This window comes from Pseudomonas sp. BIGb0558, from assembly GCF_024807515.1.
Taxonomy (GTDB): Bacteria; Pseudomonadota; Gammaproteobacteria; order Pseudomonadales; family Pseudomonadaceae; genus Aquipseudomonas; species Aquipseudomonas yamanorum_A.
On sequence record NZ_JANUEW010000009.1, the window covers coordinates 81,244 to 104,619 of the forward strand.

Below are 23,376 nucleotides of genomic sequence, written 5' to 3' on the forward strand. Positions count from 1 at the left end.
CACCGCCATGAGCACACCGCTGGCGCACGATGCCATCATCCAGGACTCCTGGCGCCGCTGCCGGGCCTATGGCCTGGATCACCAGAGCACCCCGAGCTTCGATCAGCTCCCCGCAGACGGTGTCAGCCAGTTGCTGGAGAGCCAGCATTCCCTCGTGCAAACCACCCACCAGGAAGTACTGCCCTACTACGAAAACATCCTCAGCAACTCCAACTGCCTGATCATGCTCGCCGACAACCAGGGCCAGGTGCTGACCTCGTGGGGTACCCAGCGCTTTATCGAACCCAAGCTGGCCCGTGGCTTCAGCGCCGGCGCCAGCTGGATGGAGCGTTCCAGCGGCACCAACGCCATCGGCACGGCCCTGGCCTGTGCCCAGGCGGTGCATATCGAACACGACGAACACTTCCTCAAGGCCAACCGCTTCATGACCGGCTCGGCGGCGCCGATCTTCGATGCCCAGCGGGAAATCATCGCAGTGCTGGATGTGTCCAGCGACAGCTACCTGCCGCCCTCCCACACCCTCGGCATGGTCAAGATGATGAGCCAGACCGTGGAGAACCGGCTGATCCTCAACCTGTTTCGCGGCGAGCATTTCCAGCTGACGTTCAACACCGGGTTGAACAACCTTGATAGCCAGTGGGCCGGGTTGCTGATCTTCGATGAAAGCGGCCAGGTGCTGTCAGCCAACCGCCGTGCGGACAATCTGCTGGGCATCAGCCTGTCGCGGGTGCTGATCGACAGCCTGTTCAAGGTCTCGCTGCTGGAACTGCTCAACCAGCCCGAAGGCCTGCCCTTTTCACTGCAAGCCGCCGGGCGCAACCGTTTCCAATGCCTGTTGAAACGCCCGAAACAGGCACCGGTGCAGGCTCGCGTATTTGTGGAAAGCAAGAAACCCAGCGCACCCGCCTCCACAGCCATCAGTCTCAAGACCCTGCACTTTGGCGACGCCCGGGTGGAAAAGGCCGTACGCCAGGCCGAACGTTTGCTGGAAAAGGACATCCCGCTGCTGATCCATGGCGAAACCGGGGTCGGCAAGGAAGTGTTCGTCAAAGCCCTGCACCAGGCCAGCTCCCGCAGCCAACAGGCGTTTATCGCGGTCAACTGCGCAGCGATCCCCGCCGAACTGGTGGAGTCTGAACTGTTCGGCTACGAAAAAGGTGCGTTCACCGGCGCGAACCAGAAAGGCAGCATCGGGCTGATCCGCAAGGCGGACAAAGGCACGCTGTTTCTCGACGAGATCGGCGACATGCCGCTGCCGACCCAGGCCCGGTTGCTGCGGGTGTTGCAGGAACGCTGTGTGCAGCCTGTGGGCAGCAGCGAGTTGTTCCCGGTGGATTTGCGGATCATCTCCGCCACCAACCGTTCGCTGCGGGAACAGGTACAGCTCGGGCGTTTTCGTGAAGACCTGTATTACCGCATCGGCGGCCTGACCCTGGAATTGCCGCCGCTACGGGAGCGCACGGATAAACAGGCGTTGTTCAAACAGTTGTGGCAACAGCATCGGGAGCCGACGCAGTGGGCCGGGTTGACTAACGAGGTGCTGGCGCTGTTTGAGCAACATCCGTGGCCGGGGAATCTGCGCCAGGTGAGCAGTGTGTTGCAGGTCGCGTTGGCGATGGCGGAAGAGCAGCCGATCCGGGCGGAGCATTTGCCGGATGATTTTTTTGTGGATTTGAATGGGGTGGTGCCGGAGCCAACCGGTGAACGGCTGGATGACAGCATGGACCTGGCCCAGCGGCTGAAGGCGGCGGGCGGTAATATTTCTCACCTGGCCAGGGAGCTCGGCGTCAGTCGCAATACCCTGTACAAGCGCCTTAAGCAAAACGAGGACTCTGATCAGGAACACGGTTAAACCTGTGGGAGCTGGCTTGCCTGCGATGGCGCAGTGTCAGTCAACATCTCTGTCACTGATCCACCGCTATCGCAGGCAAGCCAGCTCCTACATTGGAACTGCGTCGGGTTTGAGATGTGGGCTCAGTTCAGGACCGGCGTTGCCCCCATTGGCACTTTGCGACCCGGCGCCGCCATCTCGAACAGCTGCTCAACCCGGGCACTTTCTTGCGCGCTCGGCTTGATCGCCAATGCACACACCACAAAAATCCCCGCATTGACCACCAACCCGACAATCCCGCTGGTCAACGAGCCCAGCCCGGGAATGTCATCCGGGTACATCGTCGTCAGCACAATCGCCACCACAATCCCGGCCAGCATCCCGGCAATCGCGCCTTGCTTGTTGCCACGACGGCTGAAGATCCCGAAGAACAGCGGCACCGCCAGCTGGATGATCCCCTGGTAGGAAATCTGCGCCAGCAACTGCAGCCGCGCATAGTCAAAGGTCAGGTATGCCAGCACCGAGGCGGCGACGATAAACACCACCATTCCGGACTTGGCCAGCAGCGTCAGTTGCCGATCGGTACGCGGGGTGTTCCAGGTGGCCAGGTCATTGGCAAACTGCGTTCCGCAGACCTGCACGCAACCGTCTACGTGGCCGATGCTCGCCGCCAGCACGATGACGATCGCCAGTGCCAGCATCCACGGCCCGCCGATGTCGAACAGCGACAGGAACCAGCCTTGTTGCGGATGCGCGATCACGTTCGGGTCCTGGCTGATGGCTGCGGCAAACAGCATCAGGATGCCGTAGAAACCACCCACCAACAGGATCGTATACAGCGTGCCTTTCTTCACCGCCTTGACCCCGCTGGCGGTGTAGATGCGCTGGAAACTCATGGGCCAGCACATCGAACCGATCACCCCGGTGAAGATCAGGCTGAACATGTACAACGGGCCATAACCGGTGCCGCTGGCGCCGGGAATCAGCAACATCTTGGCCGGCAGGTGCGACAGGTTGGAGAACGACGCCTGGTCGCCGAACAGCAGGAACACACACAGCGCCGCGCACAGCACGTAGGCAATCAGGCCCTGGAACATGTCGGTCATGATCAGCCCGCGCATGCCCATGCTCACGGTCCAGTACTGGCGCACCAGCACCACCACCACGCCGGCGATCAGGCAGGTGGTGACGCCCCAGCGGCCGAAACTGGCGAACTGGAACAGCATCGCCAAGGCCTGGATGCCCATCACCACCCACGGGAATACCGAGATGATGCCGATGATCGAGGCCACCCGCTTGACCACCGGGCTGTTGAAGCGCATGCCAAGCAGGTCTGGCTGGGTGCGCAGGTTGAAGCGCTGGCCCCAGGTCCAGGCGCGGCGCGCCATCAGGTACATCGCGGTGACGCCGAGGGTGGCGTAGACCATGCCGTAGAAGCCCAGGGCGCCGCCGATGGTCAGGGCGAAAAACGCGGTAAAGGTCGAGCCCGGCCACCAGGAGTTGGTGTAACACATCGCGATGTACCACGGCCCATAGGAACGCCCGCCTACGGCGTAATCGGAAAAGCTCGTGCTCTCACGGTTGGTGGCGTAGAGCACGGCGATCATCCCGGCCAGGAACAGGCCGATCACGCCAAAGGTGATAAAGAGGTTGGCATCGCTGGTGGTGCTGATCATTGCGCATCCCCCTCTTCGGGTATTTCGCCGGCTTTCAGCTCGGCGACGTACAGCGCCCACAGGCCCAGGCCTGCAAGGACGGCAATGGCGATCCAGTAGAAGATCGGCAACGGAATGCCCAGTACCAACGCGGTACTGCCGCTCACGCTCAAATAGAACGGCGGGAATAAAGCGAGCATCAGCAACAGGAAAAAGTACACGCCGAAGATTTGGCTTTTCAGGCGTCCGGGTGGTGCGGTATCGGATTTCATGAGTCGGGTGCTCCTTGAATTTCTGGATCGGTTTGTTATGTGATCAAACAAAAAATCAAGCAGTGAAACGTCAGCGCAAACCAGCGCCAAAGGCGGAACCTGAGGTGTCGTCGTTATTGTTATGGCGCAGGCTCAAGCCTGTCTTAGCCAGGTTTCCCATTGCGAATCGTTGATGATGCTGCGGGCCCGCATGTGCTTCCACGTGCCGTATTTGTAGAAGTCGAAATCCAGCTGCGACACCGCGTGCTGCACCATCGCCCAGGTCGACCATTTGATGTCCGCCAGAGCCTTGTGCAACTTGATGCGCGCCAGGTTCTGCGGGGTAACCTGGCCGAAGTAGTCTTCGATCAGGGCCAGCTCCATCTCGTCGGTAAAAAACATCTCGCCGAACCACAGCGCCAGTTCGTAATGCCGGTCGTTGTTGGAGGCGTATTCGAAGTCCACCAGGCGAATCTGCCGACGGTCGTTGAGCATGAAGTTACCCGCCAGGGTGTCGTTCATGCACGGCGCCAGATCGATGCCGGAGGCTTGCAGCACACCCCGCGCGCGATCGCATTGGCGGCGCAGCCAGGCGTCGTCGGCGGGTTTGCAGCCGTTGAGTTGCTCCACCTGGCGCTGGTGCTCGGCGATCATGTCGAACACGGTTTTGGTCTGCACCAGTGGCGGCTGGTCGTTAAAGGCCTTGAGGGCGTGCAGTGCGTTGTGGCGCACGTCGCGGTCGAGGAAGTCGTGGTTGGACGAGGCGCGCCAGCCTTCCATGAATTCGAAGACTTCCACGCCGAATTCCTCAAGGAAGGCAAACACCGGCGCGCCGTAGCCGGTTTGCGCCGCCTTGAGGCTGGCGTCGTGGGCGGTGCGGCGGTCGATAAACATCTCGGTGCCCACACCGGGCACCTTGAAGAAATACGCCGTATCGATGCCGGCCACTTCCACCCGCCAGTTGGTGTTGGAAATCCCGCCGCTGACCGGCTCATAACGAATTCCGCTGCCGCCCCAACTGGCGACCCCGCGCACCGCCGCCTCCAGCTGACACTCTTGTGGCGTACACGCCTCACCTAACGCTTTCATGCCTGCCCCTCCTGTACCTGACGTAGCCAACTTTCAAACCGTGGGTCTTGCAGACTCTGGCGGCAGCGCAACAGCGTCCACTGCCCCACCTTGGAGAACTCCAGCGGCCGCACCGAGGTGGCGCCGACCCACAGGCCCCAGAGGGTCCAGTACCAATCGTTGATCAGGGCATAGAGGCGGCAACGGGCGTAGTCGCTTTCGCGGCATTGGCCGGCCCAGGCAGTGATGCCTTCACGCCAGTCGCTTTCGAAGACATACAGCTCGTTAAGGCTGATGGCCACGTCGTACCAGGGGTCACCGCAGCCGCCGTAGTCGAAGTCGATCAGTTGCAAGGCGCCCTCCGGGCCAATCATCACGTTGCTGGCCACGCCGTCGCCGTGCAGCGGCACCGACGCGCTGGCGCTCAGCTGCAGGGAAGTCCAGGCCAGGTCAATGCAGGTGCTGATCCAGGCGTGGTCGAGGGGCAAGCCCACGCTGTAGCGCACGCACAACTCGCGCAGGTGCTGAATGTCTTGCAGCGGCGAGCGGTTGAAACCCGGGGAAGTGCCGGCGTGCAGTTGTTTCTTCAGGGCCCAGAGCGCCTGCAGGCGCTGGGGCTGCATCAATTCGTCGAGGCGGGCCCAGCGCCATTCACTGGCGGGCAACGCATCCAGCAGCAACACACCGGCGGCTGCATCCACCAGACGCACGCCCGGCGTCACGTCGCAATCGGCCGCCAGTTGTGTGGCGCGGGCGGTGCGTTCGATGTCGATCAGCGCGCGCATGTCGTCATGCAAGACCTTGGCGTAACACTGGCCCCACGGGGCGGTGACGGTATAACCGGCCCACTCGGTGGCCAGCCGAACCGGCGAGGCAATCCCGGCGGTGCCCTCTTCGACCACCACATGGGCGGACAAACCGGCCGCCTCCAGGGCGCCCAGCAGCCGTGACTTAGCTTGCAAACGACTCGACATGGCAGACCTCAGCGGTAGGCGTTGGGGGTGGAACAGGCGCGGTGCAGCAACGCAGTCAGCATGTGCAAACCGTTGCGCATGTCCTGCTCGCTGGTGAACTCCGCTTCGTTATGGGACACGCCATTGCTGCTCGGAATAAACAGCAGGCACACCGGGTAATGCCGGCTCAGGCTGATGGCGTCGTGGCCTGAAACGGTGACGCTGTTGCCGATGGGCAAACCCAGTTGCTGGCCGACGCTGTAGGCCAACTCGGAAAAGCCATGGTGCAGATGAGTCGGCTCACGCAGGGCGCGGCTTTCGATGGTGTAGTCCGTCGCCGTGGCGGTGGCCGTGGCCTTGAGCGCGGCGTCCAGGCGCGCGCCGGCGGCTGCCAGTAACTCGGTGTCTGGCGAACGGTACTCGACGTGCAGTGTCACGCTGGAGGGCACCACGTTCGGAGAGTTGGGGTAGATCTCCAGGCGCCCCACCGAGCTGTGCAGTTGCGTGCCGTGCAGGTCGGCCTCGGCCCGCACCGCGATGATCCCATGGGCGGCGGCCAGCAAGGCGTCCTTGCGCGCAGCCATGGGTGTGGGGCCGGTGTGGTTCTGTTCGCCGATAAACCGAATCCGTTGCTTGAGGGCGGCCCAAGTGTCGCGAACCACGCCGATGGCCAGGCCGTCGCGCTCAAGGCCGTCGCCTTGTTCAACGTGGATCTCCACATAACCGGCCACGTCCAGCTCGACCCGGCCCTCTCCCAAATAACCAATCTGTTGCAGCGCATGCTTGAGGCTGATGCCGTCGCCATCGCGGCACGCCCAGGCGTCTTGCAGGGCCAGGTCGCCGGTGAACACGCTGCTGCCGATCAGGCTGGGCTGGAAGCGTGCGCCCTCCTCGTTGGTCCAGTTCACCACCGCCAGGTTGCACGCCGGTACTTCGCCGCGTTCGCGCAATTGGCGGGCCAGGCTCGCCACCGCGACCGCGCCGGCCAGCACGCCATAGACACCATCGAAACGCCCGGCGCTGGGCTGGCTGTCCAGGTGTGAGCCACACAGCACGTAGGGCGCGTCTGGATTGAAGGTAATCAAGCCGAACATATTACCCACTGCATCCACCCGCACTTCAAAGCCACGCTCGGTCAGCCAGGCGGCGAACAGGTCGCGTACGGCGCCGTCCTCGGCCGACGCTGCCAGGCGGTGCAGCCCACCGGCCTTGGTCGCTCCGATAGCTGAAGAGTCGCGAAACAGCGCCTCGAAGGTTTCAAGGTCCTGTTCACTGGGCGCCAGTAACTCAGGGGTAAAGGATGTCGACATGGGCTTGCTCCAGGCGGGTCGCAAAATCGTCGGACGGCGCACGATTGGTAACCAGGGTCGTAATGGCGCTGAATGGCAGCGTATTGATGAACGTGCGGTGGCCGAATTTGGCGTCGTCGGCCAGGATTACGCTGCGCAGGCTGTGTTTGGTCAGTTCCCGGCGCAGCAGCGCCTCGGGTTCCTGGTAGTCCATGAACCCCAGTTCCAGGTCGACGGCGCCGATGCCCATGAAGGCAATGTCGTAGTGGAACTGTCGGACGAATTCCAGGGTGTGGGCGCCAATCAGCGCGTTGTCGTTACGGCGTACATCGCCGGGCACCACCAGCACCTGGTTGGCGCTTTGTTCGGTGATCAGGCGGGCGATGTCCAGGGAGTTGGTGATGATGCGCAACTGGCTGAACCCGATCAGTTGCTGGGCCAGGGCCAGGGTCGAGGTGCCGGTGTCGAGAAACAGCACCATGCCTTCGCTCACCAGCTTCGCCGCACACACCGCGATGCGCGTCTTGGCCTGGGGCTTGATGCGGCTGCGCACTTGCAGCGGTTGCTCTTCGTTGAGCCGCGGCAGGATCGCGCCACCGTGGATGCGCCGCAGCTTGCCGGCTTCTTCCAGGTACTTGAAGTCGCGGCGGATGGTTTCTTCGGAGACGAACAGCGTCTGCGCCAGGTCCGACGCCTTGACGCGCTGGTGTTGGGTGAGCAGGAGCATGATTTCGTCGAGACGTGGCTGGTTGAGCATAAAAGAGGTATTCCAGGGCAGGTTCAGGCGGCCGGTATTGCGCGCCCCACGGCGAGAAGCGGCACACGCCGGTCCAGCAGGGAGCATAGAGCGTAATACGGCCATGGACAGGGTCACGGGTACCTCTCACTCATCGGGGTGTGAAAGGGCAGGACAACACAAAGCGTTTATCACGGGCAGGCTTCTATCGAGCCCACTCCGGGTGCAATCAATCAGGGATACAGCAGCGGGGGAAGGTGCTGATCCCAGGGTGCGATCGCTTCCACGGCTGCGCAGAATTGCAGCACCTGGGCGTCGGCAAACCGCGGGCCGATCACCTGCAAGCCAATCGGCAAACCGCTCGGGCTGAAACCACAGGGCAGGCTGGCGGCGGGGTTGCCGGTGATATTGAACGGGTAGGTAAACGGCGTCCAGCGCGCCCACGGCACTGCACCCTCCTCGCCTGGCCAACCTTGCGGGGCCACGCGATCGGCGGCGAACGGCAGGATCGGCATCGTCGGCATCAACAACACGTCGTATTCATTAAACAAGGCGTGTACCTGATTGGCGAACAGTGCACGTTGCTGCACGGCCTTGAGGTAAGCCGCCAGATCGTAATCGGCGGAACGCTTGATCAGCGCGGCAAAACCTGGGTCCAGTTGGTCGAGGCGATCGGCCAGGGATTTACCGTAGGCAATCCCGCGCCCGCCGACCCACAGGGTTTCGAAGGTGGAGAGCGGGTCTTGCCAGTCCAGGGTCATGGTGGTGACAGTGACCGGCAGCTCATCTGCGAGGTAATGCACCGCCGCTTCGACGGTGGCGGCGATGACCGGGTCCACGGGTGTATCGAACAAGGTCGGGCAGTACGCCACGCGCAAAGGGCCCAGCGGCTGGTCGCAGCGCGCCAGGTAGGACTCGGTGGGCGCGGGCAAGGCCTGGTGGTCCAGCGGGTCGGGGCCGGAGAGGATATCGAAGAGCAACGCGCTGTCGCGCACGGTGCGCGTGATCGGCCCGGCGTGGCTGAGCATCTCCGTGGCGGACCAGGGCCAGGTGGGGATTCGCCCCAGGGAGCCTTTAAGGGCAAATGCACCGCAGAAGGCGCCCGGAATACGCACCGAACCGCCGCCGTCGGAGCCCAGCGTGGCCGGGACCATCCGCACCGCCACGGCAATGGCCGAGCCGGAGCTGGAACCGCCGCTGGTGAGTTGCGGGTTCCACGGGTTGCGACCGTTGCCGAAGACGCGGGAGGTACTGGCGCCGGTCCAGCCGAATTCGGTGGTGGCGGTCTTGCCGAGGATGATCGCGCCGGCGTCTTTGAGACGGCGGATGATCGGGGCGTCTTGTGTGGGGACGTTATCCAGCCCAGTGAGCGAGCCACGGGTGGTGCGCAGGTTGGCGGTGGAGAACAGGTCCTTGATGCCGAAGGGGATGCCGTGGAGCGGGCCTTTTATCTGCCCGGCCTCGGCGGCCGCCGTCATGGCATGGGCCTGCTCAAGTGCGGATTCGGTGTAGACGTCGCCAAACGCGTTCAGTGTGGGATTGTGGGTTTTGATGGATTCGAGGCTTTGCTCCACCAGTTGCACGGGAGTGAGTGTGCCTTGGCGGATGCGTTCGGCTGCCTGCAGGACGCTGGGCATATCGGTGAGTGAGGTATCAGTCTTCATTGAGCATCCTGGGACATCTGCGAAATGGTCCAGCGGGTACGTCAATAGATGCCAAGGGAATGGCGGCTGTCAAGTTGGATTTGTTGTGTATGTGGGTTTTGTGGGATTTATTTTTGTCAGAGATTTGGCTTACGAAAACGGGCCGGTTTAGCCGGGGATTTGGCGAAACGTCCTATCAGTAGCAGTGGATAGCTCTGACTTCTTTCTCTCACAAACCTCTGCAAAGTCCCTCGCCTGATCACACAGCGCGAGGGAACGCCGATGTCTTTTTCGATTACTGCTCTGCCCGGTGGGGCTGCCTCTTGATTCCCGCCATTGGCTTTTTCGTCGTGGCGGCGATGGACCCGAAGACGCGCGACGTCAATGCGGTTCTCAACGACTTCACACACTGCCTGAACACCTACGACGCATGGGCCGAGAGCTTCTGGAGCTTTTCGGCACTGGATGTCGAGCAGGTGTTCAAGGTCGGCGATGAGGTGTCGCTGGTCGCGCCCATCACCCGTTCTCTGTATCCCAGCAGCACCGTCGCGACCTGCAAGGCCAACTCACCGTTGACCCTGGTGCACATGTTCCAGAGCACACGGTTCGTGCCCATCGGCAATACGCCCGTGATGCTCCAGGAAATCGCGCAAGACGGTGGCCCGCTCGGCGACCCCCTCCATAAAACCATCGGCCCCAGCGGCATTCTCGAAGTCACCGAGTGCACCGTCGACCGGCAGTACCGGGTCAGCTTTTATCCCAACGTTTCCAAGGACCACATCAAGGCGCTGTATGCCTCCTATCAGTCCGGGATCAGCTTGCTGGAAGGTCGCCTGCGTGGCGAGTGGACGAGCACGTTCAAGCCGATATGGGAGAGCTATTCCAAGGCCGGTTATGTCGATCGGTATACCTCGCTGCAAGTGGCCTATGCGCAAGGGTTTGGCAACGTGCTTTACGGTCTTTGGGACGGTATTGCGCAACTGTACCAATGGTTAGCAGACATCAAGCCCAACAGCGAAAAGCTGCTGCAGTACATCTCCCAGGCCGAGCTTGCGGCGCTGCTGAAGCTCAGTAATGAGGCAATTGCCAAAGGGTTGTTGATCCTCAGCGATGAGCCGCTGCTGTTTATCTACCTGTCCGCGATGGTCAGTTGGATGCGCATGCTGCCGCCGCATTACATGTTTGAGTTGCTGGGGGAAATCACCACCGAAGTCTTGCTCAACCTGCTGTTGCTATGGGCCACCGGCGGCATGGGTGTGGCCGTACGCCTGGGTGCGCAGGTGCTGGGCAAGGTCAAGTCCGAGCGGGCACGGGAATGGCTGGAGCAGATGGCCACGCTGGGCGGCACGGCCCGGATGGATGGGCATGCCGAAGTGCTTAAGCCGGTGGTGCTTCAGAGTCATGCGGTGCCAGTGAAGGCAGCGGCGGTGCCGTTGAAGGTGGGTCCAGATCAGGTTTCGAATCCGGCGGCTCTGGTGCGGGAGCCGAAGACGGCGCGCACGGCGCTGGTGAAGCAGGAGCTTGTGGATGATGTGCCCGCCTCTGCCAAGAACCCTGGAGGAGATGCGGCCGCTCCCGCAGACAAGACCACAACCAATGGCTGCCCGGTGTCGATGGTTACCGGTGAGGAGCTGCTGACCCTCACCGACGGATCGTTGGATGGCGTGCTGCCCTTTGCCTGGACGCGGTTGTATCGCAGCAGTGCGGTGGAAGTGGATTGCGGGTTGGGGTTTGGCTGGAGTCATGCGCTGGCTCAACGGTTGGTGATTAGCGGCGAGTCGGTGATCTGGACCGATCACGAAAACCGCAGCACTACGTTTCCCCTGCCCTCTTCTGCGCGACCGGCCATCACCAATAGCCTGGCGGAAGCAGGGATTTATCTGGGCGCTTTGCCTGATGAGTTGGTGCTGTCTCAGGCGTCCCTTTTCTACCACTTCCGTGACGGTGTACTGACGTCGATCAGCGACGCGTACGACAACCGGCTGCGTATTTCCCGAGACTACTCCGGGCGGATTCAGCGGATTGATAACCACGTCGGCCAAGGATTGCTGTTGCGGTATGACCGCGGGCATATCGTTGCCGTCGACTATCAGGTGCAGCGGGAACTGGACTGGGTTACCGAGCAGAACGTTGTTTCCTACACGTACGACGACGCTTGGCGGTTGGTTGAGGCGACCAACGCTGTAGGCGAAAGCGAACGTTATCGGTACGACGATCAGCAGGTGATTCTGGAGCGGCAACTGGCCGGTGGGGCGAGTTTCTTCTGGGAGTGGGAACGGTCCGGTAAATCTGCAAGGTGTATCCGCCACTGGGCCAGCTTCTCCCAGATGGACACGCGGTACGCCTGGGACGACAACGGCAGCGTCACCGTGCACAACGCCGATGGCAGCCAGGAAGTCTACGTCCACGACCAGCGCGCGCGGCTGGTGCAACGGATTGATCCGGACGGTGCCGAGCACTTCAAATCCTACGATGACAAAGGCCGGCTGACAGTCGAGCAGGATCCGCTCGGCGCGGTGACGGCGTATCAGTACGACGAAGCCGGTCGGTTGATTGCGCTGTTTCCCGGGGATGATGCGCCCACGTCCTACGAGCATGACAACGGTTTCGTGCGGGTTGTGCGGCGTGGTGACGCCGTCTGGAAATATCTGCGTAACGATCAAGGCGATATCACCCGCAAGACCGATCCGGACGGTAACTACACCGAATACACCTACACCAAACACGGAAAACTCTCCGGCGTCTGGCACCCGGACAACAGCAGTCAGCGATTTATCTGGAATGAACGTGGCCAGCTTATCGAGGAGAAGCTGGCGAGTGGCGGTGTGCGGCGTTATCGCTACAACGACCTGGGCCGGCAGGTGGCCTGTGTGGATGAGCACAGTGCGCTGACCCAGTATCAGTGGGACGCCGTAGGGCGTTTGCTGAAGGTGATTCAGCCCGGTGGTGCCACTCGCGAATTCAGCTACAACCCGTACGGAAAAATCACTGCCGAGCGCGATGAGCTGGGTCGGGTTACTCGCTATGAGTATGCAGACGGTTTGCACCTGATCAGCCGTCGGATTAATCCCGACGGCACACAGCTCAAATACCGTTACGACAATGCCCGGTTGTTACTGACTGAGATTGAAAACGAAGTCGGCGAAACCTATCGGCTCGACTATCACGCCAACGGCCTGATCCAGCAGGAAATCGGGTTTGATGGGCGCCGCACCGCCTATGTTTATGACCTCGCCGGACATCTGCTGGAAAAGACAGAATACGGTGACGATGGTAGTCAGCTGGTTACTGGCTATCAGCGAGACGGCGCCGGTCGCCTTGTACGAAAAACCCTGCCCGACCGCAGCATTGTCGATTACACCTACGATCGCCTCGGCAATCTCCTCAGCGTCGATGATGGTCATTGGCCGCTCCACTACGAATACGACGTGCAAAACCGCCTCACCGCCGAACATCAGGGCTGGGGCACCTTGCGCTATGGCTACGACGAATGCGGGCAGCTCAACTATCTGCGCCTGCCCGACAACAACCGCCTCACCTTCCATCACGACAAAGGCGGCGACCTTGCCACCATCGCGCTGAATGGCAACCCGCTCACCTCGCACCTGTTCAAGTCCGGCCGCGAACACCAGCGCCAGCAAGGCCAGCTCCTAAGTCACTACCACTACGACGACCAGGGCCGGCTGCACGCCCACGCCATCACCCAACAGGAACAACGCCACCAACGCCGCCAATACGACTACGACAAACGCGGCAACCTGACCCGCATCCTCGACACCCGCAAAGGCCAGCACGATTACCACTACGACCCGCTCGACCGCCTGACCCGCGCCGACCACTCGCACGACCTGCAGGAACGCTTCGTCCACGACCCGGCGGGCAACCTGCTGATGCAGGACCGCGTTGGCCCCAGCGTAGTCAAAGGCAACCGCCTGTTGATGCAAGGCGACCGTCATTACGACTACGACGCCTTTGGCAATCTCCTGAGCGAACGCCGGGGCCGTGCCCAGCAGCTGGTCACCGAATACCGCTACGACTGTCAGCACCGCCTGATCGGAGTCACCCAACCGGACGGCACCCAGGCCAGCTATCGCTATGACCCGTTTGGTCGGCGTATCGCCAAAACGATAAAAGGCCAAACCACCGAGTTTTTCTGGCAAGGCGACACCCTGATCGCCGAGCACAGCGCTGATCATCACCAAAGCTATATCTACGAACCCAACAGCTTCCGCCCGTTAGCACTGCTGAAAGGCTACGGCCCGGAAGACGTAAAACCCTTCCACTACCAACTCGACCACCTCGGCACCCCGCAGGAACTCACCACACCCGATGGCGAAATCGTGTGGTCTGCCCACTACCGCGCCTACGGCCAAATCGCGAAGCTCGACGTCAACACCGTCACCAACCCGCTGCGCTTCCAGGGCCAATACTTCGACCCGGAAAGCGGGCTGCACTACAACCGACATCGCTACTACAATCCGGATGTTGGCCGTTACCTGACGCCTGATCCCGTGAAACTGGCGGGTGGACTGAACGGCTATCAGTACGCTCCAAACCCGACGGGGTGGGTTGATCCGCTGGGGTTGAATACTTGTCCGGGTGGGGATGGATGTAAGCCGAAAGCCTTTGATAACGACCCTGCTAGCAAAGCAAAAGCCGATGAAGGTATACCTTCGCCGCCGGTTATTAGCGGAGTTGACGTGGAAAGCTTGAATCGAACACATAGCATCGAGGGAAAAAAATCAACCAAGCGAGTTGACGAAATCTCCCTCAGCATGCGGAGCAAGGGTTACGACACAAATGAGCCAATCGACGTGGTCGAGGTGAACGGGCAGCGCTATATTATCGACGGCCACCACCGGGCATCAGCGGCAAGACGGGCAAATACGCCAGTCACCATAAAATTGATCGAGAACCTAAATAGCCATAAGGGAACGCTCAAAAGCAAAGATGACGTAATAAACGCTTCGAATGCTGTTGGACTTGATAGATTGGAAAGGCCGAGAAGATGAAAAAGAACAACCTAGAGAGTTTGATCCGTGAATATATATATCAAGTAAAAAAAGCGACAGACTTACTTGAACAAACATTCGGCACAAAAAACATTCTCCGGCTTTGGCGCAGCAATCAAATCCCGCAACGCGGGAGGATCACTGACAACATCTCCTACGAACTACACGGGATTGGCTGCAGAGTCGATTTTTCCGGAGTCTGTATCGATTTCGACTACGGCCCCAACGAAAGGGTGGATGGCTTCGATCCGTGGCGGCTTTACATATACGCATGCGAAGTACCACACAGGTACAAAAAGTACACTAACCAAAACACACTCGAACGAGAATTCAATAACTATGTAGCGCAAGGAAAAGCGCAAAGAATCACTGATTCCATGTCCAACCTATACTTCCTGAATCCTTGACCCGGCTCGCCCCCTGACCAACTGTCACCAGGCGAGCATATGAGTTTATACAGCGTAAACTCACTCTTTCGCGGGAAACACTCCCCCTCAACTCCACGCCACCACCAACAACCCCGCCCCCAACACCAGACACAACGGCGAATAAAAAAACGTATCCAGCCGCGCAAACCGCGACCCACCCACCTTCTTGAAAAAACCCACCAGCTCCGAATCCCCAATCGCCCGGGCAAACATCACCAGTGCCACCGCACTGATGCCCCATTGCAAGGCATGGTTGGACACCGGTTCGAAATACAGCCCGGCCCGCAAACACACCAGCACCGCAATCGCCACCAGCCCCACACCCACCAGCAGCGTGCCCAGCGCCGACGGCTTGAACGCCGGCCGTGGCCCACTGGCGAATTCACCCGGCAGCTGCGGAATCGCCGCGGCAACCCCCAATTTGCCACCGGCCGCCCAGTACAAATGCACCAGGCTGATAAAGCCGAACACCCCGACGATCCATCGCGCGACTAAAAAGCTCATGGCTGGATATCCTTGGAAAAGTCCGGAAGAGGATAGACCTCTTGAGATTTTTTGCAGGCAATTCGTCGGCGGCTGATGGTAAAGTGCCGCCCCATGAAACTCGCCCGTACCGACCGCTCGCTCATTGCCTGGATGCTCTACTGCTGCGTCCTGTTCAATGTGTTCGCCTGCAGCATTGGCCACGGGCAAATGGTCGGGATGCAGCTCAACGGCATCGGCGGCCAGTTCTGTACGGTAGACCCGCGCACCCAGGCGCCGGCGCCTTACAAGTCCACCGATGAATCCCTGCCCACGCTCTCGAAAGCCTTCGGTTGCCCGCTGTGCTCCACGGGGGGCATGGGCCCGGCGCTCAACTCCAGCCTCAATGTGGCCGTGCTGCCGCAACCCCATGCGCCGCCGCCGGCAATCGTTGCCAGCGCCGACATTCCTGCCCGCTTCACCTGGCCTGCGGCTAATCCGCGCGCCCCACCCGCCTTCGCCTGATACCTGCGCTTTTTTGATTTGCCCATGCTGCTGTCTCCTTTGGGAGTACGGACGGCCGTGGGTTGTTTTCAAGCCATGTTTTTCAGGATTCAACCATGAAACATTTACCCCTTTTGGCGGGCCTGTTCGGCTGCCTGCCTGTCAGCGCCTGGGCGATTGAGCTGGCACCGACCACCATTGATGGCGAGCAAACCGGCGAACCCGGCCTGGCCCTGGACCAATCCAGCGGCATGGCCTCGCGCCTCGGGCTGAGCGTGCGGGAAACCCCGGCGTCCATCGCCATTGCCAATCGCAACGACATCGAACGCCGAGGCGCCAAGACCTTCCAGGACGCGGCCAATACCCTGCCCGGGGTCAACGCCAGTGCGCCGCCGGGGTTTGGCGGCTTCATTTCCTATCGGGGTTTTACCAGCAGCCAGATTACCCAGATGTTCAATGGCGTCGCCGTGTCCGGCGGCCTGGCGCGCCCGGTGGATGCGTGGATCTATGACCGGGTCGAACTGGTCGGCGGCCCCTCCTCCCTGATCAACGGCGCCGGTTCCGTTGGTGGTTCGCTGAACTACGTGACCAAGCTCGCCACCCGCGAGGAACAAGCCGCCGAAGGGCAACTGACGTATGGCAGCTACGACACCGCCGGGATGGCCTTCGGCCTGAACCATGCGCTGACCGAACCGGGTGCCGAGGTCCAGCATTACGCGCGCCTGGACGTGAGCCGCAACACCAACCACACCTATATCGATCGCCAACAGCGCGATGCCTGGAGCGTGGCGTTCTCCCTGTTGAGTGATTTCACGCCAAACCTGTCCCACACCCTGGCGCTGGAGTATCAGGACGAACACGAAGACAGTCCCTACTGGGGCACGCCGGTGCTCAACCCGAAGTCGGGCGAGTTGAAGATCGACAAGCACAACCGCTTCAACAACTACAACGTGGCCGACGGCCGTTATGAGCAACGCACGATCTGGGTCCGATCGATCATCGACTACCGGATCAACGACAGCACCACCCTGAAAAACACCCTCTATCACCTCGACAGCCAGCGCGACTATCGCAACCTGGAAACCTACCAATACAACGCGGATAACAGCGCGGTGAATCGCTCGACGGCCTATCAGGTGCGGCATCAGGGCGAGCAGAATGGCAACCAGTTCGAGCTGCGCCATGACGACACATTCTTCGGTTTGAGCACCACCTGGTCCGGTGGAATTGAGTACAAGGTCAACAGCACCACCAGCAACCCACTGAACGTACCGGGCAAAAACACGGTGGACCCGAACAACTACGATCCGGGGCATTTCTATGACCTTCCCGGCACCAAGCCCGGCTTCGATCCGGACAAGACCAACGCCGTTACCACCAAGGCGCTGTTCGTCGAAAATCGCCTGGGGCTGACCGACAAACTGTCGCTGCTCACCGGCCTGCGCTATGACGCGATTGACCTTGAGGTGACCAATCACCGAGACATCACCGCCAGCAATCCCCGGCACGTCAAACGCAGCTGGGAGCCGGTGACCGGGCGCATTGGCTTGACCTATCAGTTCATTCCCCAAGCCAATGTCTATGTGCAATACAGCACCGCCGCCGAACAGCCGAGCAGCACCACCCAGGTGTTCGACGTGTCCACCGGCAAGCAGTGGGAAGTGGGCAGCAAGTTCGACTACCTGGACGGTCGCGGCTCGGCCACCGTCGCCGCCTACCGGATCGAGCGCAAGGACTTCGCCGTCACCGACCCGCAGGACCCGACCAACAGCATTCCGGTGGGCGCGCAGTCGTCCAAGGGTATCGAACTGGCCAGTTCGTTGCGGGTCACGCCCAAGCTATTGCTGGAGGGCAACTACGCCTGGGTCGATGCCGAGTACGAGGACTTCAACGAGAAAACCGCCAGTGGTGCCGTGGTATCACGCAAGGGCAATACGCCGACCAATGTGCCCAAGCAGGTGGGCAATCTGTGGCTGACCTATGACTTTGCGGAGGATTGGCAAGGGGGTGTGGATGCACGGTATGTGGCGTCGGTGTATGCCGATAATGCCAACACCCTGACGGTGCCGGCGTATACCTTGTTCGGGACGTTTTTGACCTACAAGGTGGATCAACACACCTCCGTGACGGGCCGGGTGCGCAACCTGACCAATGAGGTGTATGCCGAGTTTGCCCATGTGTCGCCAGCGTATTACCTCGGATCGCCGAGGACGTTCGAGCTGGCGGTGCAGACGAAGTTCTAAGGCTGGAACAGGGTCCATGTGGGAGCCGGGCTTGCCCGCGATGCCAGCAACTCGGTCTGTCAGTCAAACCGAGGTGCCGGCATCGCAGGCAAGCCAGCTCCCACATTTAGTCCGTGCCAGTCAGGACTATTGAGGGGCTACTTCAGGCTGGCCTCTACCTTCTGCGCCACATCCTCAGTCAACCACGCCTTCCAGATCTGCGGGTGATCCTTGAGGAACGCCTGGGCGACTTCACGTGGCTGGCTGTGCTTCTCGCTCATTTCGGCCAGCGCCTTGTTCAAAGGCTCTATGGGAAAGTCGACCTTGGCAAAGAATTCAGCAATCTGCGGATGTTCCTTCTGGAATGGAGTAGACACACCAATGCTCAGCTTGGAGGCCAGTGAACGGGTGGGTTTCGGATCAGGATTATCCGCATCCGTCAGGGTCTTCCACGCCTCGGCGTCAAACGGCGGCTCTTCCAGCTGGATCAGCTTGTAGCGCCCCATCAATGGCGTGGGTGACCAGTAATAGAACAGCACCGGCTTGCCCCGGCGGATCGACGAGGCAATCTCGGCGTCCAGCGCCGCACCCGACCCGCTGCGGAAATTCACGTAGCTGTCGTCAAGCCCATAGGCCTTGAGCTTTTGCTTGTTGACCACTTCCGAGGTCCAGCCAATCGGGCTGTTGAGGAAGCGGCCCTTGGTCGGTGCCTCGGGGTCCTTGAACACATCCTTGTAGCGCGCCAGGTCTTTCACGCTGCGCAGTTCCGGCGCCAGGGGCTTGATGCCTTTGGCCGGGTCGCCCTTGACTACGTATTCCGGCACCCACCAGCCTTCGGTAGCGCCCTTGACGATATCCCCCAGGCCCACCACTTTGCCCTCAGCCTCGGCCTTGACCCACACCGGGCTGCGGCCTGCCCATTCTTCGCCGATCACCTGGATGTCGTTTTTTGCCAGGGCGGTTTCCAGGGTGATGGTGGTGCCGGGCAAGGTGTCGGTGGGCAAGTCATAGCCCTTTTCGACAATCACCCGCAGCACCTCGGTGATCAGGCTGCCGCTTTCCCAGTTCAGGTCCGCGAAATGGATCGGCGCCTGGGCTGCCGATACAGGCAGCGACGCCACCGACAGACTCAGGGTCGTCAGTGAGGCTGCCAACAGTGCTCGAATTCCTTTCATGCTTTACACCTCATGCCTTACAGCAATAGCGAACGGCTTTGCTGTAACACCGCGAAGCCTCTGAATACTTAAGTCAACTCAACTGTAGTAGAGGTTCCGGCGAACATGGCAGGGTGCTGGTATTTACGGCGGATTGTTCAGGCGCTGCAGCTCGCGGCGCACCATGCTGGCGTACTCGGCGGGCTTGAGTTCATATAACTGGCCGGCCACCCAACTCAACCAGGCGCCCTGCAACTCGGACTTGCGGGCAAGCAGCTGCGCCGCCACGGCCTGGGCATCGAGCAAGTGCTGCTCGTGGAACTGCGCCCTACCCTGGCTCATTACTCGCTGGCCTTGAAGGTCACCAGCTCACCCTTGCGCCACTTGGCAGCCTTGCCGGTGACAGCCTTGAGGGTCTTGGTCAGGCCTTCAACCAGCTGCTCATGGGCGGCGAACACCAACATCACACTGTGGCCTTCCTTGAATACGATGCCCTGGCCTTCGGCCGAGGAAACAAAGGCGTAGTCGCCCAGGCCATACACCGTCAACTTGATATCGCGAAACTTCAGTTCGAACTTGCCACCTTCGCGACTGGGCAATACCGCTGCGCGAAAATGATCACCGACCTTGAGTTCAAGACGCGGCTTGTCGTCCACCACCAGCGCCGTCTCGGTATCGATCTCGGCGATGTAGATACCTTCAGGTGTCTGCTCAGTGACGTAGACGAAACGGGATTGAAACTGCTTGACCAACTTTGCGCGCAAATCACCCAGCACGAACAACGCGTGCATATCCAGATTACTGACTGCCAAGGAAACGCCCCCACATCAAAAAGGTGCTGACCGCCCAGGCGGGCAGCACAAAAAACGGCCGAAACGGCACGATCACACAACAAATCCACTGAAAAACTGAAGAAGGCCCACGCTGCAAAGCCATAAGACTAGTACAGGCGTACCCGACGCACCTTACGCAAGGTCGCCAGGCGTTGCAGGAAATCACAGGTTCAACGGCCGGAGAATACCGACCGCCCTACTTCAGACAATAACCCTTAATAAAATGCAGTTTTCCGACATCCAACACAGAAACTAATGCTTTGGATGGAACCGGACGCCGGATGCTGACGACAATACTAAAACAGCAACACGGGTCAAAACCACCCGAAATACTGCAAGCGGGTCCGCAAGATCGATCGACAGGAGCTGATTATGCAACGACCTCAACCGATTGCCATCCCCTCGAACACAGGTTCATCTTTCCTGGATGAGCGTCAATTCTACTCCCTATACACCCACGACAGTTGCCTGCATTCGGTTCTCTATCGGGTAATACCCGCCGGAAGAAACTTCTTCCATATCGTTGAAGTGCCCAGCGGGCGAATCAAGGGCTTTCGCAGCGGCCATCGTCAGGCGTGCGAACTGGCCAGGCAGCTGGAAGCTATCCTGCAGACGCCCCACGGCTGAAACTCGGCGCTGTCGTTTCGTCATCTGGTTGACTTTACTGCGCCGCCAGCGCGTAACAACTGCCATACTGGTCCGTCCATTGAGATTTGTCCCCTTGGGGTTCAGGTTTCATCAGCGCAATTACCTCCAAGGGAAGGCTATACGTGACGGAATTTGATATAGGCGAATTTTTCATCCATGGCGAAGCCAGGGAAGTAGACGGTGAATTTCAAGCCGTGATCGTGATGCGAGCCAAGCCCCCCCTCACCACCGTGACAACCCACCAGGTAGAAAAGGACCGCTGGTTCAAAACCATAGACGCCGCCAACACCGCTGCCAAGGATGCCGCCAAAGCCCTTAAAGCCGCAGTCGATTCAGGCGCACTGACCTCCTGATAACCCGGCGCGACAATCCGATCGAACTCTGACCCGCAACAACCCTCCCATGCATACGATGATCAGCCTGCATGGAGAACGATATGGACGCGCCGACTTACACCCTCGAAGACCTGTTTGAACAACTTGGCCTGGAATCTTCCCCGGAGGCGATTGACGCCTTCATCGGCGAACACACCCTGGCCAATGACGTAAAGCTGATCGACGCAGATTTCTGGTCACCGCAGCAAGCCCAATTCCTTAAAGATGAACTGCGTGAAGACGCGGTCTGGGCCATCGCGGTCGACGAACTGAACCAGCGCCTGCACCAACCACGCTGATGCTTCAATGCAGGCTGTCTGACTGCTCCAGGCGCAACAACGCCTCCCAGGCAGCCCTGCACTCTTCTGCCTCATCGCGGCTGGCGAACGCCGTGCCGCGCTGCTCGCCGTTAAGCAGTACCACCCAACACGCCTTGCGCCCCAGCGCGCGCAGGGTGGGCGGTACGCCACTGCCAATCATCACGGCGACATCGACTTTGTTTTGCATGGAGAGCCTCCAGAAAATTAGTTAGCTGGCTAACAATGTCAGCCATGCTACGGTTTTCCTCCAGCTGGAAAAAGCTATCCCCGGAATAGCTCCCTTGCATAACCTGCAACAATCGCCTCGGTGAATCAGCGGCCCTCGGGTTTATAGCCCAGACGCAAGCCACCCCAATGCCTGCCCTTGACCGTGATCGGCACCGACAAGTCGTGCATCAACTCACCGGTATCGCGGGTGTAGGTTTGCAACAACACCGCCTGCTGGTGGCTGCCACAGCGGATCCCGGTACGGTCGTCAAACTTGCGCTTGGTACGGTTTTGCAGCGCATCCACCTGGGCGTCGCCGGTCAATGTCTGGGAAAACGCCTTGTTATGGGTCGGCACATAACCCTGTGGCGTGCAGGCGATGGCGAATACCAACCCCTCATGACGGGGCAACAACGCTTCCTGGATGGCCGGCAGCACCTGGTCGGTGTAGCCATCGAAGCGGGTGTGGTACTTGCTTGGCCGGGTGTTGGGAATGGGCGTGTAACTGCGGTCGAACAGGTCATCCAGGCTGATGCGGTTCTGCAGTACGTCGGCTTCGAACTGCGCGGCGATCCGGCCGGCTCCTTCCCGGGCCAGGTCATAGATGCGCTGGTGATAGTCGTCCAGGCCGACCTCGGCGAGGCGCTCGCTGATGGTTTCGGCCTGCCCTTCCATTTGCACCGCGGCGGCGGCCAGCTGTTGGGTTTGCTGGTCACTGACGGTCAAGTCGCTACGCATCTGCTCCACAGCATGAAACAGACTGTCGAGTTGCGCGCGGTTGGTGTCGGTGCCTTGGGCGATTTCATTGACCTGGCCTTCAACGTCCGCGGCCAGGGTAGCAATGTTCTCCAATTGCTCACCGGCGTGTTCCACCTGTTCTACACCGGACTGCAAATCCGCCGACAACTGCCGGATCTGCTCCACCACCTGGGCGGTACGCTGCTGGATATCCGCCACCATCACTCCGACCTCGTCGGTGGCCGTGGCCGTACGCCCTGCCAGCCCACGCACTTCGTCGGCGACCACCGCAAAACCGCGACCGTGCTCACCGGCCCGCGCGGCCTCAATCGCAGCGTTCAGGGCCAACAGGATGGTCTGGCTGGCGATCGACTGGATCACCAGAGTGACTCGCTGGATTTCTTCGCTGCGCTGGCTCAAGGCCTCGATCAAGTGGCGGCTGTCGTTGGCACGCTGGCTGAGCTGGTGCATGCGGGTGATGGATTGCGCCAGCACTTCGCGCCCTTCGGTGCTGCGCTGATGGGCCTGGCTGGCAGCACCGAGAGCCTGGCGACTCAGCTCGGAGGTGACCTTCTCGGTGTCAATCATCACTTCGGCACTGCTGACAATCTGCCTGGCCGCGCCTAATTGCGATTGCAGCCTGGCCGCCAATTGCTTGACCGAATAGGCCACGCCCGCAGCAGACAATGCGTTATGACTGGTGGTGTAGGACAGGTCGCGGGTCAGCTCGCCGATGGCATCGGTAGTGTCGGACGGTACGGTGCTGGCGGTGCGATGTTTCAGGCGGGGCAGCCAGATCAGCAGCAGGGCCACCGGCAGGCACAGGTAAATCGAGAGTTGGCCGAACGCCAGGCCCAGCAGCAACAGCACCAGGGCGGCACTTTGCAGGAGCGGCGTCAACCAGCCGGGCAACTGACGCGTCACCACAGGGGGTGACACTGCCGCGCCTATGAGAGATCCGTCTCCAGCCATCTTCGTTACCCCACTGCTTGTCGTTATTGTGACTGCATTAAACGCCACTACGTGGCCATTATCCATGGGCCTTTAG

The 23,376-nt window shown here is 60.5% G+C and carries 21 protein-coding genes; 8 read left to right on the top strand and 13 right to left on the bottom strand.

Annotated features, from left to right (window positions below):
• The first annotated feature begins 7 nt into the window (after nt 1-7).
• Nucleotides 8-1,852 carry a sigma-54-dependent Fis family transcriptional regulator gene (locus tag M2400_RS13825; RefSeq protein ID WP_259197132.1) on the top strand — a complete coding sequence of 615 codons (1,845 nt, stop codon included), beginning with the start codon at nt 8-10 and terminating at the stop codon, nt 1,850-1,852.
• A 122-nt stretch (nt 1,853-1,974) separates the two neighbouring features.
• Here M2400_RS13825 and M2400_RS13830 read toward each other — a convergent pair whose 3' ends face one another.
• The 7 genes from M2400_RS13830 to M2400_RS13860 all read right to left on the bottom strand — a co-directional run bounded on the left by M2400_RS13830 (nt 1,975) and on the right by M2400_RS13860 (nt 9,420).
• Entirely contained in the window at nt 1,975-3,507 is a 1,533-nt protein-coding gene (locus tag M2400_RS13830; protein WP_259197134.1) for a sodium:solute symporter, read from the bottom strand.
• Nucleotides 3,504-3,758: a hypothetical protein gene (locus tag M2400_RS13835; RefSeq protein ID WP_088427136.1), complete on the bottom strand. Its 255-nt coding sequence runs from the start codon at nt 3,756-3,758 to the stop codon at nt 3,504-3,506. The genes M2400_RS13830 and M2400_RS13835 overlap by 4 nt, the downstream gene beginning before the upstream one ends.
• A 132-nt stretch (nt 3,759-3,890) precedes the next feature.
• Complete coding sequence (locus tag M2400_RS13840; protein WP_010173097.1) at nt 3,891-4,826, bottom strand: choline kinase family protein; 936 nt, start codon at nt 4,824-4,826, stop codon at nt 3,891-3,893.
• Complete coding sequence (locus M2400_RS13845; protein WP_177079444.1) at nt 4,823-5,779, bottom strand: aminoglycoside phosphotransferase family protein; 957 nt, start codon at nt 5,777-5,779, stop codon at nt 4,823-4,825. The genes M2400_RS13840 and M2400_RS13845 overlap by 4 nt, the downstream gene beginning before the upstream one ends.
• 8 nt (nt 5,780-5,787) lie before the next feature.
• Complete coding sequence (locus M2400_RS13850; RefSeq protein ID WP_177079443.1) at nt 5,788-7,068, bottom strand: M20 family metallo-hydrolase; 1,281 nt, start codon at nt 7,066-7,068, stop codon at nt 5,788-5,790.
• A complete protein-coding gene (locus tag M2400_RS13855) occupies nt 7,046-7,804 on the bottom strand; it encodes a DeoR/GlpR family DNA-binding transcription regulator (RefSeq protein WP_177048381.1) in 759 nt (252 codons plus the stop codon). The genes M2400_RS13850 and M2400_RS13855 overlap by 23 nt, the downstream gene beginning before the upstream one ends.
• 212 nt (nt 7,805-8,016) lie before the next feature.
• Complete coding sequence (locus M2400_RS13860) at nt 8,017-9,420, bottom strand: amidase (RefSeq protein ID WP_259197247.1); 1,404 nt, start codon at nt 9,418-9,420, stop codon at nt 8,017-8,019.
• A gap of 365 nt (nt 9,421-9,785) precedes the next feature.
• On the opposite strand from M2400_RS13860, the gene M2400_RS13865 reads away from it, so the two are divergent.
• Nucleotides 9,786-14,438, top strand: a complete 4,653-nt coding sequence (locus M2400_RS13865; protein WP_259197250.1) for an RHS repeat-associated core domain-containing protein — start codon at nt 9,786-9,788, stop codon at nt 14,436-14,438.
• Nucleotides 14,435-14,845: a DUF6896 domain-containing protein gene (locus tag M2400_RS13870; protein ID WP_177120782.1), complete on the top strand. Its 411-nt coding sequence runs from the start codon at nt 14,435-14,437 to the stop codon at nt 14,843-14,845. The genes M2400_RS13865 and M2400_RS13870 overlap by 4 nt, the downstream gene beginning before the upstream one ends.
• Nucleotides 14,846-14,932: 87 nt before the next feature.
• Here M2400_RS13870 and M2400_RS13875 read toward each other — a convergent pair whose 3' ends face one another.
• The gene (locus M2400_RS13875; protein WP_169388104.1) at nt 14,933-15,370 is read right to left on the bottom strand and encodes a DUF3995 domain-containing protein; all 438 of its coding nucleotides are present in this window, start codon (nt 15,368-15,370) and stop codon (nt 14,933-14,935) included.
• Nucleotides 15,371-15,463: 93 nt separating this feature from the next.
• On the opposite strand from M2400_RS13875, the gene M2400_RS13880 reads away from it, so the two are divergent.
• Nucleotides 15,464-15,853 (top strand): DUF2946 domain-containing protein, encoded by a 390-nt coding sequence (locus M2400_RS13880; protein WP_003214719.1) that lies wholly within the window; start codon nt 15,464-15,466, stop codon nt 15,851-15,853.
• Between the two features lie 95 nt (nt 15,854-15,948).
• The gene (locus M2400_RS13885; protein WP_259197137.1) at nt 15,949-18,075 is read left to right on the top strand and encodes a TonB-dependent siderophore receptor; all 2,127 of its coding nucleotides are present in this window, start codon (nt 15,949-15,951) and stop codon (nt 18,073-18,075) included.
• A gap of 137 nt (nt 18,076-18,212) precedes the next feature.
• On the opposite strand, the gene M2400_RS13890 is transcribed toward M2400_RS13885, so the two are convergent.
• The 3 genes from M2400_RS13890 to M2400_RS13900 all read right to left on the bottom strand — a co-directional run bounded on the left by M2400_RS13890 (nt 18,213) and on the right by M2400_RS13900 (nt 19,999).
• On the bottom strand, nt 18,213-19,229 hold the full coding sequence (locus M2400_RS13890; RefSeq protein WP_177044698.1) for an ABC transporter substrate-binding protein: 1,017 nt from the start codon (nt 19,227-19,229) through the stop codon (nt 18,213-18,215).
• Nucleotides 19,230-19,352: 123 nt separating this feature from the next.
• Entirely contained in the window at nt 19,353-19,550 is a 198-nt protein-coding gene (locus tag M2400_RS13895; RefSeq protein ID WP_177044696.1) for a hypothetical protein, read from the bottom strand.
• Entirely contained in the window at nt 19,550-19,999 is a 450-nt protein-coding gene (locus tag M2400_RS13900) for a hypothetical protein (RefSeq protein WP_177044728.1), read from the bottom strand. Before M2400_RS13900 ends, M2400_RS13895 begins: the two co-directional genes overlap by 1 nt.
• Before the next feature lie 414 nt (nt 20,000-20,413).
• Here M2400_RS13900 and M2400_RS13905 point away from each other — a divergent pair, with 414 nt between their 5' ends.
• The 3 genes from M2400_RS13905 (at nt 20,414) to M2400_RS13915 (ending at nt 21,362) form a co-directional block, all read left to right on the top strand.
• Nucleotides 20,414-20,668, top strand: a complete 255-nt coding sequence (locus M2400_RS13905; protein WP_259197142.1) for a hypothetical protein — start codon at nt 20,414-20,416, stop codon at nt 20,666-20,668.
• 143 nt (nt 20,669-20,811) lie between these two features.
• Nucleotides 20,812-21,042, top strand: a complete 231-nt coding sequence (locus M2400_RS13910; RefSeq protein WP_177044694.1) for a hypothetical protein — start codon at nt 20,812-20,814, stop codon at nt 21,040-21,042.
• A gap of 83 nt (nt 21,043-21,125) precedes the next feature.
• A complete protein-coding gene (locus M2400_RS13915) occupies nt 21,126-21,362 on the top strand; it encodes a DUF2789 domain-containing protein (RefSeq protein WP_084250787.1) in 237 nt (78 codons plus the stop codon).
• 4 nt (nt 21,363-21,366) lie between these two features.
• On the opposite strand, the gene M2400_RS13920 is transcribed toward M2400_RS13915, so the two are convergent.
• Both M2400_RS13920 and M2400_RS13925 read right to left on the bottom strand, forming a co-directional pair.
• Nucleotides 21,367-21,570 (bottom strand): hypothetical protein, encoded by a 204-nt coding sequence (locus tag M2400_RS13920; protein WP_177044692.1) that lies wholly within the window; start codon nt 21,568-21,570, stop codon nt 21,367-21,369.
• Nucleotides 21,571-21,695: 125 nt separating this feature from the next.
• Complete coding sequence (locus M2400_RS13925) at nt 21,696-23,366, bottom strand: methyl-accepting chemotaxis protein (protein WP_405046195.1); 1,671 nt, start codon at nt 23,364-23,366, stop codon at nt 21,696-21,698.
• Between the last annotated feature and the right edge of the window lie 10 nt (nt 23,367-23,376).

Bases quoted from the DNA above. Each gene is read 5' to 3' on its own strand.
- M2400_RS13860 (WP_259197247.1), bottom strand. From the start codon at position 9,420: ATGCCCAGCGTCCTGCAGGCAGCCGAACGCATCCGCCAAGGCACACTC.
- M2400_RS13925 (WP_405046195.1), bottom strand. From the start codon at position 23,366: ATGGATAATGGCCACGTAGTGGCGTTTAATGCAGTCACAATAACGACA.
- M2400_RS13850 (WP_177079443.1), bottom strand. From the start codon at position 7,068: ATGTCGACATCCTTTACCCCTGAGTTACTGGCGCCCAGTGAACAGGAC.
- M2400_RS13890 (WP_177044698.1), bottom strand. From the start codon at position 19,229: ATGAAAGGAATTCGAGCACTGTTGGCAGCCTCACTGACGACCCTGAGT.
- M2400_RS13865 (WP_259197250.1), top strand. From the start codon at position 9,786: ATGGACCCGAAGACGCGCGACGTCAATGCGGTTCTCAACGACTTCACA.
- M2400_RS13880 (WP_003214719.1), top strand. From the start codon at position 15,464: ATGAAACTCGCCCGTACCGACCGCTCGCTCATTGCCTGGATGCTCTAC.
- M2400_RS13870 (WP_177120782.1), top strand. From the start codon at position 14,435: ATGAAAAAGAACAACCTAGAGAGTTTGATCCGTGAATATATATATCAA.
- M2400_RS13885 (WP_259197137.1), top strand. From the start codon at position 15,949: ATGAAACATTTACCCCTTTTGGCGGGCCTGTTCGGCTGCCTGCCTGTC.
- M2400_RS13920 (WP_177044692.1), bottom strand. From the start codon at position 21,570: ATGCAAAACAAAGTCGATGTCGCCGTGATGATTGGCAGTGGCGTACCG.
- M2400_RS13900 (WP_177044728.1), bottom strand. From the start codon at position 19,999: ATGCACGCGTTGTTCGTGCTGGGTGATTTGCGCGCAAAGTTGGTCAAG.
- M2400_RS13830 (WP_259197134.1), bottom strand. From the start codon at position 3,507: ATGATCAGCACCACCAGCGATGCCAACCTCTTTATCACCTTTGGCGTG.
- M2400_RS13845 (WP_177079444.1), bottom strand. From the start codon at position 5,779: ATGTCGAGTCGTTTGCAAGCTAAGTCACGGCTGCTGGGCGCCCTGGAG.
- M2400_RS13915 (WP_084250787.1), top strand. From the start codon at position 21,126: ATGGACGCGCCGACTTACACCCTCGAAGACCTGTTTGAACAACTTGGC.
- M2400_RS13875 (WP_169388104.1), bottom strand. From the start codon at position 15,370: ATGAGCTTTTTAGTCGCGCGATGGATCGTCGGGGTGTTCGGCTTTATC.
- M2400_RS13825 (WP_259197132.1), top strand. From the start codon at position 8: ATGAGCACACCGCTGGCGCACGATGCCATCATCCAGGACTCCTGGCGC.
- M2400_RS13905 (WP_259197142.1), top strand. From the start codon at position 20,414: ATGCAACGACCTCAACCGATTGCCATCCCCTCGAACACAGGTTCATCT.
- M2400_RS13835 (WP_088427136.1), bottom strand. From the start codon at position 3,758: ATGAAATCCGATACCGCACCACCCGGACGCCTGAAAAGCCAAATCTTC.
- M2400_RS13895 (WP_177044696.1), bottom strand. From the start codon at position 19,550: ATGAGCCAGGGTAGGGCGCAGTTCCACGAGCAGCACTTGCTCGATGCC.
- M2400_RS13840 (WP_010173097.1), bottom strand. From the start codon at position 4,826: ATGAAAGCGTTAGGTGAGGCGTGTACGCCACAAGAGTGTCAGCTGGAG.
- M2400_RS13855 (WP_177048381.1), bottom strand. From the start codon at position 7,804: ATGCTCAACCAGCCACGTCTCGACGAAATCATGCTCCTGCTCACCCAA.